Below are 18,437 nucleotides of genomic sequence, written 5' to 3'. Positions count from 1 at the left end.
CTGCCGTACTCTTCAATGAAAGGACCCACCCATGCGTGTCGCAATACTGGATGACGAACCCGCGGAATTGCGCCGGGTGGAACAGACACTGCGACAAATTCCTGGTACCACTGAACAGCCTTGGACCCTGCATTGTTTCGAGCGGGGTGAAGACCTGCTACGCCAGTTACGTCGAGAAACCTTTGATCTGCTGATACTCGACTGGCAATTGCCAGACATCACGGGTATCGCACTGCTGCGCTGGACACGCGAACACATGGATGCGCCCCCTGCGGTCATCATGCTGACCAGCCGTGACGCTGAAAGCGATATTGTCACGGCGTTGAACAGCGGTGCCGATGACTATGTCAGCAAACCTTTTCGCCCGAATGAATTGAAGGCGCGTGTCAGCGCGGTTCTTCGCCGCCATGGCCTGCAAAAATCCACGACCCATGAAGTGCAAAGTTTCAACGACCTGACTTTTGACGATGCTGAACTGACAGTCACTCGCGCAGGAAAACCGATCAACCTCACCGAGCGCGAGTACCGATTGGCCAGCTGCCTGTTCGCCAATCTGGCGCGTCCGCTGTCTCGTGAATACCTCTATGAGCGATTCTGGACGCACGAAGAAATGGTCTCGTCTCGGCCGTTAGATACCCATATCTATCGACTGCGTAATAAGCTGGGACTGACTGCCGATAGGGGATGGCAGCTGTTAACCATTTATGGATATGGCTATCGCTTGGAAAGTGTTCCTACCAGCTCGGCGGGTTGAGTAGACCGATGTTCCACGTGGAGCATTTGCAAAAATGCGGTCATCCAAATAATAAAAAAGGCCAACGCAGAGCGTTGGCCTTTCTTGTTTATGGCGCGTTAATCGAACTTAGAAATCCAAGTTAGAAACTGCCAAGGCGTTGCTTTCGATGAAGTCACGACGAGGTTCGACCGCATCACCCATGAGGGTGTTGAAGATCTGGTCCGCGCCAATCGCATCTTCGATGGTCACGCGCAGCATACGACGCTGGCTTGGGTCCATGGTGGTTTCCCACAATTGATCGGGGTTCATTTCGCCCAGACCTTTGTACCGCTGGATGGTGTGACGCTTGGTGCTTTCTGCCATCAGCCAGTCAAGAGCTTCTTTGAATTCCTTAACCTGCTTCTTACGCTCGCCACGCTGGATGTAAGCACCGTCGTCGAGCAGGGTGCTTAGTTGTGCGCCCAGTGTCACCACGGTCTTGTAATCGTTGCTGCCGAAGAAGTCGCGGTTGAAGGTAATGTAGTTCGACAGGCCGTGGGAAATCAGCTCGACCTCAGGCAGCCAGACATTACGCTCACGGTCTTCACGCAGGCTGGCCTTGTAGACCAGACCGGATTTCTCAACGGTGCGCAGACGCACTTCATACTGAGCCAGCCAATCTTGCATTGCTGCGTGGTCGCTCAGCTGTTCCAGGCTAACGGCCGGCAGGTAGATGAAGTGCTCGGTCAACTCCTGCGGGTACAGGCGCGACAGGCGCTTGAGGGTCTTCATCACCATTCGGAAGTCGTTAACCAGGCGCTCCAACGCTTCACCGGAAATGCCTGGCGCTTCGTCATTCAAGTGCAGGCTGGCATCTTCCAGGGCCGACTGCGTCATGTACTCTTCCATGGCGTCGTCGTCTTTGATGTATTGCTCTTGCTTGCCTTTTTTCACTTTGTACAACGGTGGCTGAGCGATGTAGATGTAGCCGCGCTCGATCAGCTCTGGCAGTTGACGGAAGAAGAACGTCAGCAGCAGGGTACGAATGTGCGAACCGTCGACGTCAGCATCGGTCATGATGATGATGTTGTGATAACGCAATTTGTCGATGTTGTACTCTTCGCGGCCAATACCGCAGCCCAACGCCGTGATCAAGGTGCCGACTTCCTGAGAGGAAATCATCTTGTCGAAGCGCGCCTTCTCAACGTTGAGGATCTTACCTTTCAACGGCAGGATGGCTTGGGTACGGCGGTTACGACCCTGCTTGGCGGAACCGCCAGCAGAGTCACCTTCCACCAGGTACAGTTCGGAGAGGGCAGGGTCTTTCTCTTGGCAGTCCGCCAATTTGCCCGGCAGGCCAGCGATATCCAGCGCGCCTTTACGACGGGTCATCTCACGAGCCTTACGCGCCGCTTCACGCGCGCGAGCGGCATCGATCATCTTGCCGACAACCAGCTTGGCCTCGTTCGGGTTCTCCAGCAGGAAGTCGGAGAAGTATTTACCCATCTCCTGTTCCACGGCGGTCTTCACTTCGGAAGACACCAGCTTGTCTTTGGTCTGGGAGCTGAACTTAGGGTCCGGCACTTTCACCGAGATGATCGCCGTCAGGCCTTCGCGTGCATCGTCACCCGTAGTGGCGACTTTATGCTTCTTGGCCAGGCCTTCGGCTTCGATGTAGGTATTGAGATTACGCGTCAGCGCCGAACGGAAACCCACAAGGTGAGTCCCCCCGTCGCGCTGCGGAATATTGTTGGTGAAGCACAACAGGTTCTCGTTGAAGCTGTCGTTCCATTGCAGGGCGATTTCCACGCCGATGCCGTCTTCACGCTGGATGTTGAAGTGGAACACCTGGTTGACCGGAGTCTTGTTGGTGTTCAGGTACTCAACGAACGCACGCAAACCGCCTTCGTACTTGAACAGTTCTTCCTTACCGCTGCGCTCGTCTTTGAGGACGATACCTACACCGGAGTTAAGGAAAGACAGTTCACGGATGCGTTTGGCCAGAATGTCCCAGCTGAAATGAATATTCTTGAAGGTCTCGCTGGAAGCCTTGAAGTGAATCTGGGTGCCCGTGGTTTCGCTGTCTCCCACGATGGCCATAGGCGCTTGAGGCACACCGTGCACATAGGTCTGCTCCCAGATCTTGCCGCTACGACGTACGGTCAAGATCAGCTCTTCAGACAAAGCGTTCACCACCGAAACACCTACACCGTGCAATCCGCCGGAAACTTTATAGGAGTTGTCGTCGAATTTACCGCCAGCGTGGAGCACGGTCATGATGACCTCTGCTGCAGATACGCCTTCTTCTTTATGCACATCCACCGGGATACCACGACCGTTGTCGCGCACGGTGATGGACTCATCCGGATGGATGATGATGCTGATGTCGTCGCAGTGACCGGCCAGAGCTTCGTCGATGGAGTTGTCGACCACCTCGAACACCATGTGGTGCAGACCGCTACCGTCATCAGTGTCGCCAATGTACATACCGGGACGTTTGCGTACGGCATCCAAACCTTTCAGCACTTTAATGCTGGTCGAGTCGTACGTGTTTTCTTCGCTCATGCCTTCACTCCCGATGGTCGTGGGTCTGGGTGATACGGCCTTGTTCCACGTGGAACAAAGCGACTGGCGTTTCCGTCTGCCAGCCTTCCCTCAATAATTCGTGGTCTACACAAGTGATAAACACTTGGCAGCGTAAGTCTTCCAACAAGCGGCATAACGAACGGCGATGTTGCTCGTCGAGTTCGGACGGCAAGTCATCCACCAGATAAATACATTGACCGCGCCGGGCCTGGCTCACCAAGTGGCCCTGGGCGATACGCAGAGCGCACACCACCAACTTTTGCTGACCGCGGGACAAGATGTCCGCGGCATTATGAGCGCCTAACCTAAGACGCAAATCAGCCCGTTGAGGGCCGGCCTGGGTGTGGCCAATCTGCTGATCCCGCTGCAAGGAAGTGGCAAGAACTGCACTGAGTTCACGCTCTTTGTCCCAACCACGGTAGTAGCTCAACGTCAGCCCTTCGAGATCCAGTAACTCTTTCAAGGTCTGTTCAAAGACTGGTTTCAAGGCTTTGATGTAGGCACGGCGGTATTCATCTATTTCGTCGCTGGCCAGGCACAGTTCACGGTCCCAGGCCGCTTGCGAAGCGGCGTCAAGTGTACCATGCCGCAGCCACGAGTTCCGCTGCCGCAGGGCCTTCTGCAGGCGCTGCCATGTGGCCATAAATCGCGGTTCCACGTGGAACACTCCCCAATCGAGGAATTGCCTACGTATTTTTGGCGCACCTTCCAGTAGCCGGAAGCTATCCGGATTGATCAGCTGCAGCGGCAGAATTTCGGCCAACTGAGCCGCGCTGCGTGCATTTTGCCCATCTATGCGGATCTGAAACTCGCCCCCGCGATCACGGGATATTCCCAAACTGCTGTGCCCACCCTCAGCCAGTTCGACCTGGCCAAACACGGTGCAAGCCAACTGTTCGTATTGAATAACCGGCAAAAGACGAGCGCTACGAAAGGAACGCGCGAGCCCCAACAAATGAATGGCTTCCAGCACACTGGTTTTGCCACTGCCATTGGCGCCGTGGAGGATGTTAATGCGGGGGGAGGGGGAGAAGGTCACCGGGTGCAGATTGCGCACCGCGGTGACCGAGACGCGACTGAGGGACATCTAGCTTCTGCTGAGCATGGTTACAGGCGCATCGGCATGACAACGTAAGCCGAGTCGTCGTTATCGGATTCCTGCACCAGCGCGCTGCTGTTGGAGTCCGACAGAATCAGGCGAACCTGTTCGGTGGTCATCACACCCAGCACGTCCAAGAGGTAGCTCACGTTGAAGCCGATTTCCAGCGAGCCGCCGTTGTAGTCGACGCCCACTTCTTCTTCCGCTTCTTCCTGTTCTGGGTTGTTAGCTTGGATCTTCAGCTGACCATTGGCCAGTTGCAGGCGGATACCACGGTACTTTTCGTTGGACAGAATGGCAGTACGACTGAACGCTTCGCGCAGCGCCTGGCGATCGCCGATCACCAGCTTGTCGCCACCTTTAGGCAATACACGCTCGTAATCCGGGAACTTGCCATCTACCAGCTTGGAGGTGAACGTGAATTCGCCCGTAGTGGCGCGGATGTGATGCTGCCCCAACACGATGCTCACATTGCCGTCCGGCTCAGTGAGCAGGCGTGCCAGTTCAAGAATACCTTTGCGTGGCACGATGACTTGATGACGATCGGGCTGACCGATATCGGCGCGCATTGAGCACATCGCCAAGCGGTGACCGTCGGTAGCGACCGCGCGGATGACGCCTTCGGATACTTCAAGCAACATGCCGTTCAGGTAATACCGCACATCCTGCTGGGCCATGGCGAAGCTGGTGCGCTCAATCAAACGACGCAGTTTGCTCTGTTCCAGGCTGCACGTCAGCGAGCCAGGACCCTCTTCGACGGTCGGGAAATCATTGGCCGGCAGCGTGGACAGAGTGAAACGGCTACGGCCAGCTTTTACCACCAGCTTCTGTTCATCAACCTTGATGTCGATCAGCGCATCGTTCGGCAGGCTTTTGCAAATATCCATCAACTTGCGCGCCGGTACGGTGATCTCGCCCGGTTCAGCAGGCTCTTCCAACTGCACACGACCCACCAACTCGACTTCCAGGTCGGTACCGGTCAAGGACAATTGCTGGCCTTCGACCACCAGCAATACGTTAGAGAGTACCGGCAAGGTCTGACGGCGCTCGACGACGCCTGCGACCAGTTGCAGGGGTTTCAACAGGGCTTCGCGTTGAATGGTGAAATGCATGGTCTAGTCCCTTGCCTTAATAAGCTGCGCTGGTGTCATCACGTAGTCAGTGTACGCAGCAGGTTCTTGTAGTCCTCGCGAATATCCGCGTCGGATTCCTTAAGTTCGTTGATCTTGCGGCACGCGTGCAAGACCGTGGTGTGGTCGCGACCACCAAATACATCACCGATTTCCGGCAGGCTATGGTTGGTCAACTCCTTGGAGAGGGCCATGGCCACCTGACGCGGACGTGCTACCGAGCGCGAACGACGCTTGGACAGCAGGTCGGAAATCTTGATCTTGTAGTACTCGGCCACAGTGCGCTGGATGTTATCCACACTCACCAGCTTGTCTTGCAGAGCCAGCAGGTCTTTCAGAGATTCGCGAATCAGCTCAATCGTGATATCGCGGCCCATAAAATGCGAGTGGGCAATTACCCGCTTGAGCGCACCTTCCAGCTCCCGCACGTTGGAGCGAATGCGTTGGGCGATAAAGAACGCCGCATCGTGGGGAAGCTCAACCTTGGCCTGGTCGGCCTTTTTCATCAGGATCGCGACGCGGGTTTCAAGCTCCGGCGGCTCTACGGCAACCGTCAAGCCCCAGCCGAAGCGGGACTTCAAGCGTTCTTCCAGACCTTCGATTTCCTTCGGGTAACGGTCGCTGGTCAGAATAACCTGCTGGCCGCCTTCGAGCAGAGCGTTGAACGTGTGGAAAAACTCTTCCTGGGAACGTTCCTTGCGGGCGAAGAATTGAATGTCATCGATCAGCAAGGCATCAACAGAGCGATAGAAACGCTTGAATTCGTTGATAGCGTTGAGCTGCAAGGCCTTGACCATATCAGCCACGAAGCGCTCCGAGTGCAGGTATACGACCTTGGCATTCGGATTCTTCTTTAATAGATGGTTACCCACAGCGTGCATCAAGTGGGTCTTACCCAAGCCGACGCCACCATAAAGGAAGAGCGGGTTGTAACCATGCTTGGGGTTGTCGGCGACCTGCCAGGCAGCGGCGCGCGCCAGCTGGTTGGATTTACCCTCGACGAAGTTTTCAAAGGTGAATGTGCGGTTCAGGTAACTGGTGTGCTTGAGCGCACCTTCGACCTGCACAGTGCGCTGCTCGGCACGAACAGGGGCCTGTTGGGAACTGGCTCCTGCCATCGGGTCGAAGCTATCGCGGGACGGCTCTTCATGCTCCGGCGCATTTTTTTGCGTCGACGATTTGGAGGGCGTCGGCGCAGCGGAAGGCGTCGGGGCAGCCGGTGCGGTCGCCACCTGGGCTTGAGACGCCGCAGCCGCCAGCGGTGCATTAGGTGCAGCGCGAGGCGCGGAGCTGCGTTTGCTACCTATTAATAAGGAGAGCACTGGGGCGAGACCATTGCCATGTTCGTCGAGCAATTCGAGAACACGGCTCAGATACTTCTCGTTGACCCAGTCGAGCACAAACCGATTGGGCGCGTAGACACGCAACTCGTCGCCTTCGGCTTCCACCTGTAGCGGACGGATCCAGGTGTTGAATTGCTGGGCAGGCAGCTCATCGCGCAAAAGCTCCACGCACTGCTGCCAAAGTTCCACTGACACGGATATCCCCTAAGTTGAAAGCCGGTGAGGCAAAAACAGCCGCCATTGTAGCGATCAGCTGTCCACTTATCCACATGTAGCTTGCTGACACCCCAGCCAAAATCAATGCCTCAACCTTGAAAAAGCCGACCGATGGTCTGTGCATAAGCTCTGTGGATAAGCGTACCTGAGCTCGTTGCACAAGTAGGTCCGAAAGTCTGTGGGTAACTGGCCTGTGGATAAAAGGCCATTCCACCCACAGCTTATCCGACAGCGCAGCACAGGCAGAACACCGTTTCTCCCCTGTGTTGTCATTCTCTGTACATCAAGTGGAATAAGGGCTTGAGGCAGTTATCCACAGAGGATGGACTGCATAGCTTTTATAAGCTTTACAGAAAAGCTTTAAATAACTTCCTTCTTTATTTCTATATCTAGGTTCGTGTTGATGAGTGTCTGAACGGTGAAAACAGCGACGCTGCCGTATTCAGATCTAATTAAAGGAATAGCTGGTTGGAAATTGACCTAGAGGCTTGCTTTCTCTAGAATCGCCGGTCTCTTAAAACGGGGGCCATTCCGGCCCGTTGTGACGAACCAGGTAACAACGCCATGAAACGTACTTTCCAACCCAGCACCATCAAACGCGCCCGTACCCACGGCTTCCGTGCCCGCATGGCTACCAAGAACGGTCGTGCCGTCCTGTCGCGTCGCCGCGCCAAAGGTCGTGCGCGTCTGGCAGTTTGATAATCCGGCACTGGTGGTGAGTCAGGACTTCAGTCGGGAAAAGCGTCTGCTAACTCCCCGGCATTTCAAGGCAGTCTTTGACTCCCCCACCGGCAAGGTTCCGGGGAAAAATCTCCTGCTCCTTGCGCGTAACAACGATCTGGATCACCCCCGTCTCGGGTTGGTGATCGGCAAAAAGAGCGTAAAGCTCTCCGTTGAGCGCAATCGCCTCAAGCGTCTGATGCGCGAATCGTTTCGCCTCCACCAGGACACACTGGTTGGTTGGGATATTGTTATCGTCGCGCGTAAAGGCTTGGGGGATGTAGAAAACCCCGAATTGATTCAGCATTTCGGCAAGCTCTGGAAACGTTTGGCGCGTACCCACAAGCCAGCACCTCCAGCCAGCCCCGAAACTGTAGGGGTAGACAGCAACGATGCGTAAACTGGCCCTCGTTCCGATCCAGTTTTACCGCTACGCCATTAGTCCTCTGATGGCCAACCACTGTCGTTTCTACCCCAGTTGTTCCTGCTACGCGTTAGAGGCCATAGAAAATCATGGTCTTCTGCGCGGTGGCTGGCTGACCTTTCGTCGTTTAGGTCGCTGTCATCCGTGGAATCCCGGTGGTTATGACCCGGTTCCACCTGTCCCCACCTCCCGTTCTTCTTCGATGGCCGAGTAATCATGGATATTAAACGCACGATCCTGATCGTCGCCCTGGCAATCGTGTCCTACGTTATGGTTCTTAAGTGGAACCAAGACTATGGCCAAGCTGCCCTGCCGACTCAGAATGTTGCCGTCAACACTGCACCTGCGGGACTTCCCGACACGGCAAGTGGCACTAACGCTGCCGCCAGTGATGACATTCCACGCGCAGCAGGCGAAGCCAAGGCGCCCGCCGAAGTTCCAGTTGCAGCAAGCACCGACCTCATCCAGATCAAAACGGATGTGTTGGACCTGGCAGTCGACCCACAAGGTGGTGACGTAGCCAAGCTGACCCTGCCGCTGTACCCACGCCGCCAAGACCATCCGGAAATCCCTTTCCAGCTGTTCGATAACGGTGGCGAGCGTATTTACCAGGCTCAAAGCGGTCTGATCGGTACCAACGGTCCCGATGCAAGCCAAGCCGGTCGTCCGGTTTTCTCTTCGGAGAAGAAAAGTTATCAACTGGCTGACGGTCAGGACCAATTGGTCGTAGACCTGAAGTTCAGCAAGGATGGCGTCAACTACATCAAGCGGTTCACGCTCAAGCGTGGTCTGTATGACATCGTTGTCACCTACCTGATCGACAACCAGAGCGCTCAGCCTTGGAACGGCGCGATGTTCGCGCAACTCAAGCGCGACGCCAGCTCCGATCCTTCGTCCAGTACAGCTACGGGCACCGCGACTTACCTGGGCGCCGCCCTGTGGACAAGTTCGGAACCGTACAAAAAAGTGTCCATGAAAGACATGGACAAGGTGAGCGAAGACAAGACCAAGCCAGCCATCACCTACAACGTGAACGGCGGTTGGGTTGCCTGGTTGCAGCACTATTTCGTGACCGCGTGGATTCCACAGCCAGGCCAGAATAACGTGGTTCTGGCCCGCAAGGACTCCAAGGGTAACTACATCATTGGCTACACCGGCCCGTCGTTGACCGTCGCGCCCGGTGCCACCGGCGAAACCAGCGCGACTCTGTATGCCGGCCCGAAAAGCCAGGCTGTGCTCAAAGAGTTGTCCCCAGGTCTGGAATTGACTGTGGACTACGGCATTCTGTGGTTCATTGCTCAACCGATTTTCTGGTTGTTGCAACATATCCACAGCATCGTCGGTAACTGGGGCTGGTCGATCATCTTCCTGACCATGCTGATCAAGGGCATATTCTTCCCTCTGTCGGCCGCCAGCTACAAGTCGATGGCGCGCATGCGTGCCGTGGCGCCGAAACTGGCTGCATTGAAAGAGCAACATGGTGATGACCGGCAGAAAATGTCGCAGGCCATGATGGAGCTGTACAAGAAAGAGAAGATCAACCCGCTGGGTGGATGCTTGCCGATTCTCGTACAGATGCCGGTATTCCTGTCGCTGTACTGGGTACTCCTGGAAAGCGTGGAAATGCGTCAGGCACCGTTCATGCTGTGGATAACTGACCTGTCGATCAAAGACCCGTTCTTTATCCTGCCGATCATCATGGGCGCGACCATGTTTATCCAGCAGCGTCTGAACCCAACGCCTCCGGATCCGATGCAGGCCAAGGTGATGAAAATGATGCCGATCATCTTCACCTTCTTCTTCCTGTGGTTCCCGGCGGGTCTGGTGCTGTACTGGGTGGTCAACAACGTGTTGTCGATTACTCAACAGTGGTACATCACACGTAAAATCGAAGCGGCTACCCAAAAAGCTGCGGCGTAATTACTCTGTGGATAACCACTCAAGACGCCCCCTAGTGGGGCGTTTTGCTTTCCGTCACATTTGTTCTGGAACCTGTTGATGAGCGCTCCTCGTGAAACCATCGCTGCTGTCGCTACCGCTCAAGGTCGTGGCGGCGTCGGTATCGTTCGTATTTCCGGGCCGCTTGCTGGCGTAGCCGCCAAGGCCATCAGCGGGCGAGACCTGAAGCCCCGATACGCGCATTACGGCCCGTTCCTGGATGCCGAGAACGAGGTGTTGGATGAAGGACTGGCGCTGTATTTTCCTGGCCCGAATTCGTTCACCGGTGAAGACGTTCTGGAACTGCAGGGACACGGCGGCCCGGTTGTGTTGGATATGCTGCTGCAGCGCTGTCTGCAATTGGGTTGCCGTCTGGCTCGGCCAGGGGAATTCAGCGAGCGAGCGTTCTTGAATGACAAGCTGGACCTGGCCCAGGCCGAAGCTATCGCGGATTTGATTGAGGCCAGTTCCGCACAGGCGGCGCGCAATGCGCTGCGCTCGCTTCAAGGCGCATTTTCTTTGCGTGTGCATAACCTTACGGAACAGTTGATCGGTCTGCGTATCTACGTTGAGGCGGCGATAGATTTCCCAGAGGAAGAAATCGACTTTCTTGCCGATGGCCACGTGTTGGCGATGCTGGACAAAGTCCGCGACGAGTTATCCACAGTTCTGCGTGAGGCCGGTCAGGGGGCATTGCTGCGTGACGGCATGACGGTGGTGATCGCAGGTCGCCCCAACGCCGGTAAATCCAGCCTGCTCAACGCGTTGGCAGGTCGGGAAGCGGCCATCGTGACTGAGATCGCCGGCACGACCCGAGATATCCTGCGCGAACATATCCACATCGATGGCATGCCATTGCACGTCGTCGATACGGCTGGTTTGCGTGATACCGATGACCAGGTGGAAAAAATTGGCGTTGAGCGAGCACTCAAGGCCATCGGTGAAGCTGATCGTGTGCTGTTGGTCGTGGACGCCACGGCACCGGAGGCTGTGGATCCTTTTGCCCTATGGCCGGAGTTTCTGGAGCAGCGGCCGGATCCGGCCAAGGTCACGTTGATCCGTAACAAAGCCGACTTGACGGGAGAAGCGATCGCTCTGCAAACCAGCGAAGATGGCCATGTCACCCTCAGTCTGAGCGCCAAATCCGCAGGGGAAGGCTTGGAGCTGCTGCGCGATCACCTCAAAGCCTGCATGGGCTACGAACAGACCTCGGAAAGCAGCTTCAGCGCTCGCCGTCGGCACCTCGAAGCGCTGCGTCGGGCCAGCGCGGCCTTGGAGCACGGACGCGCACAATTGACCTTAGCAGGAGCAGGGGAGCTGCTGGCCGAAGACTTGAGACAGGCTCAGCAGCTATTGGGGGAAATCACCGGCGCCTTCAGCTCCGATGATTTACTTGGGCGGATCTTTTCCAGCTTCTGCATCGGCAAGTAACCGGTTATCCACAACCTGGTCACCAGTTGTAAGACACCGTACCGAGCAAGGTACGGCTGTCACCCCAGTAGCAACGCCCCGCGTCGTTGCAACCGGACACATATTCCTTGTCGAACAGGTTTTTCGCATTCAGATCCACGGACCAGTGCTTATCAATCTGGTAACCAACCGCGGCATCCACCAATGTGACGCTTCCTGCGTCCAATTTGCCGTACAACGTCGGCGCGGTGTAGGAAAAAGTACTGTCGAAATAGCGAACACCCCCAGCTAGGGAGAGCCCCTTAAGCTGACCGTCAAGGAAGCGATACTTGCTCCACACGGAAGCCTGGTTGCGCGGGACGCCCGTCATCTGATGCCCTTCGACCAACGACGTGGCCGAATCCTTGGTAATACGCGCATCGGTGTAGGTATAGGCTGCCGTCACATTGAGATTCTGCGTGAGGTTACTGTTGACCTCCACTTCCACACCCTTGGCGCGACTTTCACCTACCTGCCGATAGCTGTTGGTGGTGGCGTCGAGGTAGGTGTCGTCCTGTTTACGCAGGTCATACACCGACAGCGTCATCGCCGTGTCCCAGCCGAGCGGTTCGTATTTAACGCCCACTTCGTATTGGCTGCTGGTGATCGGTTTTAACGGTGAGCCGGCGTTGGAGATCTGCTGTACAGGGACGAACGCGGTGGAATAGCTGACATACGGCGTCAGGCCGTTGTCGAACTGGTACATGACTCCGCCCTGATAGGTGAATTTGCGGTCTTCCGCCTGGGTGTTGCTGGCCTTGTTCACCTTGTCGCGGAATTCGCTGTCCACCCAGTCCTGACGACCGCCGAGTAAGAACAACCAGTGCTCGTATTTGCTCTGTACCTGTGCATAAACCCCTTTCATTTGTTGCTCAAGCAGGGTGTTTTGTACTGCGATGGGGGTCAGCGGATCGCGCAGGTACACGGGGTTATACACATTAATGGTCCCCGCAAACCCTGCGTCCCAATCCTGGTTGAACGAGGTACGGTCGTAGCTGGCGCCCAACAGCACGGTATTTTCCAAATCGCCGAGTCGGAATTTTCCCTCCAGTTGGTTATCCAGGGAGTAAACCATTGATTTGTTATAGCGATCGTAGGCGGTCATGTTCAGTTGCGTGCCAAAGCCGCGATTGTTCAGGGCGCTGGGCCAGGTTTCATGGCGGTTGATGCGCGACTGCATGTAACGGGAGTTCTGCCTGAACTGCCAGTCGTCGTTGAAGCTGTGACTGAATTCGTAACCCGTGCTCCAGGCTTCACGTTCGAAGGTGTTCCAGTCCGGATTACCCAGCATCGTGTGCTTGGATAACTTGCCGTTAGGGTTGGTAAGCAGAGTTCCCGCAGCCGGGAGGCCGAGTTCCAGGTTAGTGTGATCCTTCTGGTAATTGGCCAGCAGGGTCAGGGTGTTGTAATCGTCGAAGTTGAGCGTCAAGGACGGCGCAAGATAGAGCCGGTCATCCGGTACATGGTCGGTTTGCGTATCGGATTTTCGCCCCAGCATCACCAGCCTGCCGAGGACGTTGTCATCACCGTTGAGCGGGCCTGAGATATCCACACCCAACTGGCGGCGGTTATTGGAGCCATACCCGAGTTGCACCTCACCTTGGGGCGTGGCCGTCGGATGTTTGCTGACCAGATTAACCAGGCCGCCCGGCGCGTTTTCGCCATAGAGCAGGGAGGAGGGACCGCGGAAAACTTCAACGCGCTCTAGGCCGTAAGGCTCGCTGGTGGTGTCGTATCGATTGCCTTGCACGCGTAGGCCATCTCGCAGCAGGCCGTAGCCGTAGTCAGTGGCGTTGAAACCGCGGATGAAAAACAGGTCGCCTGCCAGACTGTCGCCGGCGGCAAAGGGTGGCGCGAAGATGCCAGGCACGTACCCCAACACTTCCGTCAGGCTTTGCGCCTTCTGATCCTTGATGCGCTGACCGGTGACAACCGAGACTGAACGCGGTGTTTCCGACAAGGGCGTACTGGTTTTGGTACCGATCCGACTGTTCTGCGCCTTGTAGCCCACATCCCCAGAGATATCCCGGTTGAAACCATCCTGTTGATAAGTACTCACCGTCGTTGGCGCAAGCGTGAGTTGGTCTGCAGGAGCGACCTGCAATACGTAGCTGCCAGGAGCTTGGGCGACCGCCGACAACCCAGTGTTTTGCAGCAGCAAAGCGAACCCCTGATCAATCGAGTAGTCGCCCTCGAGCCCAGGTGTCGTCAGCCGTGCGGTCTGCTCCGGCGAAAAAGACAAGATCACATTTGCGCTGGCCGCAAACTGGCTTAAAGCCCTGTCCAGCGAACCGGCCGCAACGGCGTAATGCTGCACCATGTTGGCGGCCAAGACGCCGGTGGCAGACAGGGTACTGGCTGCGGTGGCAGTGGCAATCAGCAGACCATAGGTCATGCCATGGCAGGAAAGTCGCTGGCGTAGCTGGATGGGGAGGCGCATTGGCGGATAAACCCTAAAGGTATTGTCGTAATTACCTGTAGGGCCGCGCCAGGTGAAAAAAAGGTAACCCTCCTGGTGAATTATTTTCGATCAACCGATTGGCGTTATCGAAACCCAATAGCGGGTGAAGTATTTCACTTGGATAGGCAAGGTGGCTTGCAGGTTGGTCAGTACTGCATCGGTGGCGTCCAGACGGAACGTACCGGATACGCGCAGACGGGCCGAGACGGCATCGCATTGCAGGACTCCGGGACGATAGCGTGACAACTCGTCGATTACATCGCCAAGCCGCGCATCCAGCACGATTAATTGACCGTCGATCCAGGCGGTCTGGGTTGCGGTGAAGGGAAGGATCGCGCCGACATTAAGCCGATCAAAGTCGGCGCTCTGCCCCGCCTTGAGGAGTTGGCCAGAGGAAGGATTGTCTACGGGTGACACCTGTACGCGATCCTCCAACACTCCAACGCGAGTGGAATCGGCCAGCTGACGTACGGTAAAGCGGGTGCCCAATGCCTGAACCCGACCTTGGCGGGTTTCAACATAGAAGGGTAGCTGCGCCGCCAACCTGCCGGTGTGGATAAGTACCTCACCCTCGCGCAGACGAATAAGCCGCTGCCGTTCGTCGAATATCACATCGATTGCTGAGCGAGTGTTGAGTTCGATTCGGGTGCCGTCGGCCAATTGGATACGTTGATGTTTGCCAATCGGCGTGCGGTAGTCAGCCAACAACGTTCCCACGCCACTGTGTTGCTGAAGATTCCAACCGAGATAGCCCCCACCGCCAAGCACCAGCATCCATTTAAGTACTTGCCGGCGTTGTTGAGTCGTCGACAGCGCACGCCGAGTAACGTCCTGTGGTAACCCGCCCAGACTGCGTTGCAGCTGTTCGAGCTGGTTCCAAGCGGCCAGATGGGAAGGGTCGCGCCTCAACCATTGCTGCCAGGCATGGTGTTCGGCGGGTGTGGGAGCTTGAGACTGAAATTGCACATACCAAGTGGCGGCGGCTTCAAAGGTGTCGCGGTCGGGGGCGGCCATCAGGAGTTGGCCATGATCAATGAACACTCGGTAAACGCTCGGATCATGTGTTTTTTCACAGTTGTGAGCGAAACCTGCAGTTGATCGGCGATCTGTTGATAAGTCAGCCCATCGATCTGGGACAGCATGAAGATTGTTCGTGCACGCCCGCCAAGCGCGTGCAGGGCTTTATCCACAGCGACTAATGTTTCGATGATGAGCGCTTTGTCCTCCTCACTAACGACGGTGATCTCAGGACGTTCAGTCAGGGCCTCCTTATAGGCCTGTTCAACGGCACTTCGTCGATAACGATCAATCACCAGGCCCCTGGCGATGGTTGCCAGATAATCACGCGGTTCCAGAATCTGGGAGGCGTGTCGTCCACCCAAGATGCGCACGAACGTATCGTGGGCCACATCGGCCGCATCACAGGCGTTATTTAATTTGCCTTTGAGCCATCCGCGCAGCCACGTGTGGTGTTGCTCGTAGATGTGCTGGACGGCTGCCGTGTGAGAAGGAAGAGGCATAGGGCGCGTTAGATAGGTTAATGATAATCGCTATTATTAACTGCGCTGTGGTTTTCCCACAATAGGTCTCCCAATGAGGTCATCGGCTCCAATCGGAAGATAGGTGTGGCTACGCCATGGGCGAATCTAGGGTGAATGGCGAAAATCTGTGGATTAAGCCCTGTGGGTAAGCGCCACTGTACCCAGTTGATAACAGGGCTTAAAAACCAAGGATAAACCCGTCTGTGGATAACCATCACTTTAATCCACAGGCTTAACGCAGTTATCCAACGGGCTTATCGGCACATGACCACAGACTTTTGAACCTCTGTACACAGCGAATATAAAGGCTTACAGCAATCTATCCACAGAAAGCTTGCTCAGTAGAAATAAACATAAAAACAAAGATTTAATAAATTTCTCTCTTTTAATTTCTATTGTCTGTGATTCATCCACAGCTGGTTAAATTTTGTGCAAAGGGTTCTTTAGGAAGGGCTAAGTCCCTATACTTGCCGCCAAAGCTCCAAAACCCTTTCAACAGACAATTCCTGATTACCTACATAAGCAGGCACGAGGTGCGTGGTGGATTTCCCTTCCCGTTTTGAAGTGATCGTCATCGGCGGCGGTCATGCCGGTACCGAGGCAGCACTGGCCTCAGCGCGCATGGGCGTCAAAACCCTGCTGCTGACGCACAACGTGGAAACCCTCGGTGCGATGAGTTGCAACCCTGCCATCGGTGGCATTGGTAAAAGCCATCTGGTCAAAGAAATCGACGCCCTCGGCGGCGCGATGGCCATGGCCACCGACAAGGGCGGTATTCAATTTCGCGTACTCAATAGCCGCAAAGGCCCTGCCGTGCGAGCGACTCGGGCACAAGCCGACCGCATCCTGTACAAGGCGGCGGTGCGCGAAACCCTGGAAAACCAGCCGAACCTGTGGATATTCCAACAGGCAGCCGATGACCTGATCGTTGAGCAAGACCAGGTGCGCGGTGTCGTCACCCAAATGGGCCTGCGTTTCTTTGCAGAATCCGTGGTGTTGACCACAGGTACGTTCCTGGGCGGACTTATCCACATCGGTATGCAGAATTATTCCGGCGGTCGCGCCGGCGACCCGCCGTCGATTGCCCTGGCAAAACGCCTACGTGAATTGCCGCTACGTGTCGGTCGCTTGAAAACCGGGACGCCGCCGCGTATCGATGGGCGTTCTGTGGACTTTTCGGTGATGACCGAACAAGCGGGCGATACGCCGATTCCAGTGATGTCGTTCATGGGCTTCAAAGAGCAACACCCTAAACAGGTCAGTTGCTGGATCACCCACACCAATGCCCGTACCCACGAAATCATCGCGGCGAACCTCGACCGCTCGCCGATGTATTCCGGGGTCATCGAAGGCGTCGGCCCGCGCTATTGCCCATCGATCGAAGACAAGATCCACCGCTTTGCCGACAAGGAAAGCCATCAGGTCTTCATCGAGCCCGAAGGCCTGACGACCCACGAGTTGTATCCGAACGGCATTTCCACTTCGCTGCCCTTCGATGTGCAAATCCAGATCGTGCAATCGATTCGCGGCATGGAAAACGCACACATCGTGCGCCCGGGTTACGCCATCGAATATGACTACTTCGACCCCCGCGATCTGAAATACAGCCTGGAAACCAAAGTGATCGGCGGTTTGTTCTTCGCCGGGCAAATCAACGGCACCACCGGTTACGAAGAAGCCGGGGCCCAGGGTTTACTGGCCGGGACAAACGCAGCATTGCGTGCCCAGGGCAAGGACAGCTGGTGCCCGCGTCGCGATGAGGCATACATCGGTGTATTGGTCGATGACCTGATTACCCTGGGCACCCAGGAACCGTACCGGATGTTTACCTCGCGGGCGGAATACCGTTTGATCCTGCGTGAAGACAATGCCGATCTGCGCCTGACCGAAAAAGGCCGCGAACTGGGCCTGGTTGACGATGTGCGTTGGGCTGCTTTCTGCAAAAAACGCGAGAGCATCGCGCTGGAAGAGCAACGCCTGAAAAGTACTTGGGTTCGCCCGGGCACCGAGCAGGGTGACGCGATTGCCGAAAAGTTCGGCACGCCACTGACCCACGAGTACAACCTTCTGAACCTGCTGTCCCGTCCGGAAATCGACTACGCTGGCTTGGTCGAAGTGACGGGGCAGGGCGCAGAAGATCCACAGGTCGCCGAACAGGTTGAAATCAAAACCAAGTACGCCGGTTACATTGACCGCCAGCAGGATGAAATTGCCCGCTTGCGCGCCAGTGAAGACACCAAGTTACCTGTGGATATCGACTACACCAGCATTTCCGGGCTGTCGAAGGAGATCCAAAGCAAGCTGGGGATAACTCGCCCTGAAACCCTGGGCCAGGCTTCGCGGATCCCCGGCGTTACCCCGGCAGCGATCTCGCTGTTGATGATTCATTTGAAAAAACGCGGCGCGGGCCGTCAGTTGGAGCAAAGCGCTTGAGTTCGTTGGTCACCTCGCAACACGCCGAAGAGTTATCCACAGGTGCGCGCCAGTTGGGCGTCGACCTTACCCCGGCCCAGCATGACTTGCTGCTGGGCTATCTGGCCCTGCTGATCAAGTGGAACAAGGCTTACAACCTGACGGCCGTGCGCGATCCCGACGAGATGGTGTCGCGTCATTTGCTCGACAGCTTGAGCGTGATGCCCTTTATCGAAAATGGTCGCTGGCTGGACGTGGGCAGTGGCGGAGGCATGCCGGGCATCCCTCTGGCCATCCTGTTTCCAGAGTCTCAAGTCACTTGCCTGGACAGTAACGGCAAGAAGACGCGCTTCCTGACTCAGGTCAAACTTGAACTCAAATTGGATAACCTGCAGGTTATCCA

Annotated in this window: 15 protein-coding genes; 8 read left to right on the top strand and 7 right to left on the bottom strand. The window is 56.1% G+C overall.

Annotated elements, in window-relative coordinates; translation table 11 throughout:
- Window positions 1–31 precede the first annotated feature (31 nt).
- Window positions 32–754 carry a response regulator transcription factor gene (locus tag QRN41_RS21380; protein WP_034136312.1) on the top strand — a complete coding sequence of 241 codons (723 nt, stop codon included), beginning with the start codon at window positions 32–34 and terminating at the stop codon, window positions 752–754.
- A gap of 108 nt (window positions 755–862) precedes the next feature.
- Here the strand turns inward: QRN41_RS21380 and gyrB are convergent, their stop codons facing one another.
- The 4 genes from gyrB to dnaA are packed head-to-tail and all read right to left on the bottom strand — an operon-like array spanning window position 863 to window position 7,068.
- Complete coding sequence (gene gyrB / locus QRN41_RS21375; protein ID WP_034139941.1) at window positions 863–3,280, bottom strand: DNA topoisomerase (ATP-hydrolyzing) subunit B; 2,418 nt, start codon at window positions 3,278–3,280, stop codon at window positions 863–865.
- A gap of 4 nt (window positions 3,281–3,284) precedes the next feature.
- Window positions 3,285–4,388, bottom strand: a complete 1,104-nt coding sequence (recF, locus tag QRN41_RS21370; protein ID WP_034139940.1) for a DNA replication/repair protein RecF — start codon at window positions 4,386–4,388, stop codon at window positions 3,285–3,287.
- A 20-nt stretch (window positions 4,389–4,408) separates the two neighbouring features.
- Complete coding sequence (dnaN, locus tag QRN41_RS21365) at window positions 4,409–5,512, bottom strand: DNA polymerase III subunit beta (protein ID WP_034139939.1); 1,104 nt, start codon at window positions 5,510–5,512, stop codon at window positions 4,409–4,411.
- 38 nt (window positions 5,513–5,550) lie between these two features.
- Window positions 5,551–7,068, bottom strand: a complete 1,518-nt coding sequence (gene dnaA / locus QRN41_RS21360; protein ID WP_123479145.1) for a chromosomal replication initiator protein DnaA — start codon at window positions 7,066–7,068, stop codon at window positions 5,551–5,553.
- Window positions 7,069–7,653: 585 nt separating this feature from the next.
- Between dnaA and rpmH the strand changes: the two genes are divergently transcribed.
- The 5 genes from rpmH (at window position 7,654) to mnmE (ending at window position 11,602) form a co-directional block, all read left to right on the top strand.
- Window positions 7,654–7,788, top strand: a complete 135-nt coding sequence (gene rpmH, locus QRN41_RS21355; protein WP_003213577.1) for a 50S ribosomal protein L34 — start codon at window positions 7,654–7,656, stop codon at window positions 7,786–7,788.
- Window positions 7,789–7,804: 16 nt separating this feature from the next.
- Window positions 7,805–8,209: a ribonuclease P protein component gene (rnpA, locus tag QRN41_RS21350; protein WP_198712244.1), complete on the top strand. Its 405-nt coding sequence runs from the start codon at window positions 7,805–7,807 to the stop codon at window positions 8,207–8,209.
- Window positions 8,202–8,447, top strand: coding sequence for a membrane protein insertion efficiency factor YidD (yidD, locus tag QRN41_RS21345; RefSeq protein WP_080758814.1), 246 nt, complete (start codon window positions 8,202–8,204; stop codon window positions 8,445–8,447). The genes rnpA and yidD overlap by 8 nt, the downstream gene beginning before the upstream one ends.
- 2 nt (window positions 8,448–8,449) lie before the next feature.
- Window positions 8,450–10,153, top strand: a complete 1,704-nt coding sequence (yidC, locus tag QRN41_RS21340; protein ID WP_034115592.1) for a membrane protein insertase YidC — start codon at window positions 8,450–8,452, stop codon at window positions 10,151–10,153.
- Between the two features lie 78 nt (window positions 10,154–10,231).
- Window positions 10,232–11,602 carry a tRNA uridine-5-carboxymethylaminomethyl(34) synthesis GTPase MnmE gene (gene mnmE, locus QRN41_RS21335; protein WP_034139936.1) on the top strand — a complete coding sequence of 457 codons (1,371 nt, stop codon included), beginning with the start codon at window positions 10,232–10,234 and terminating at the stop codon, window positions 11,600–11,602.
- A gap of 19 nt (window positions 11,603–11,621) precedes the next feature.
- On the opposite strand, the gene QRN41_RS21330 is transcribed toward mnmE, so the two are convergent.
- The 3 genes from QRN41_RS21330 to QRN41_RS21320 all read right to left on the bottom strand — a co-directional run bounded on the left by QRN41_RS21330 (window position 11,622) and on the right by QRN41_RS21320 (window position 15,601).
- A complete protein-coding gene (locus QRN41_RS21330; RefSeq protein ID WP_285422113.1) occupies window positions 11,622–14,060 on the bottom strand; it encodes a TonB-dependent siderophore receptor in 2,439 nt (812 codons plus the stop codon).
- Window positions 14,061–14,150: 90 nt separating this feature from the next.
- On the bottom strand, window positions 14,151–15,095 hold the full coding sequence (locus QRN41_RS21325) for a FecR domain-containing protein (RefSeq protein WP_285422127.1): 945 nt from the start codon (window positions 15,093–15,095) through the stop codon (window positions 14,151–14,153).
- Window positions 15,095–15,601, bottom strand: a complete 507-nt coding sequence (locus QRN41_RS21320) for a sigma-70 family RNA polymerase sigma factor (protein WP_285422112.1) — start codon at window positions 15,599–15,601, stop codon at window positions 15,095–15,097. Before QRN41_RS21320 ends, QRN41_RS21325 begins: the two co-directional genes overlap by 1 nt.
- 561 nt (window positions 15,602–16,162) lie before the next feature.
- Between QRN41_RS21320 and mnmG the strand changes: the two genes are divergently transcribed.
- On the top strand, window positions 16,163–18,055 hold the full coding sequence (gene mnmG / locus QRN41_RS21315; protein ID WP_285422111.1) for a tRNA uridine-5-carboxymethylaminomethyl(34) synthesis enzyme MnmG: 1,893 nt from the start codon (window positions 16,163–16,165) through the stop codon (window positions 18,053–18,055).
- On the top strand, window positions 18,052–18,437 hold a 386-nt coding region (gene rsmG, locus QRN41_RS21310), incomplete at its 3' end, for a 16S rRNA (guanine(527)-N(7))-methyltransferase RsmG (protein WP_285422110.1). The genes mnmG and rsmG, both read left to right, overlap by 4 nt.

Source organism: Pseudomonas sp. efr-133-TYG-23, assembly GCF_030209215.1.
GTDB classification, from domain to species: Bacteria; Pseudomonadota; Gammaproteobacteria; order Pseudomonadales; family Pseudomonadaceae; genus Aquipseudomonas; species Aquipseudomonas rhodesiae.
This window is presented reverse-complemented; position numbering and strand designations above follow the sequence as displayed.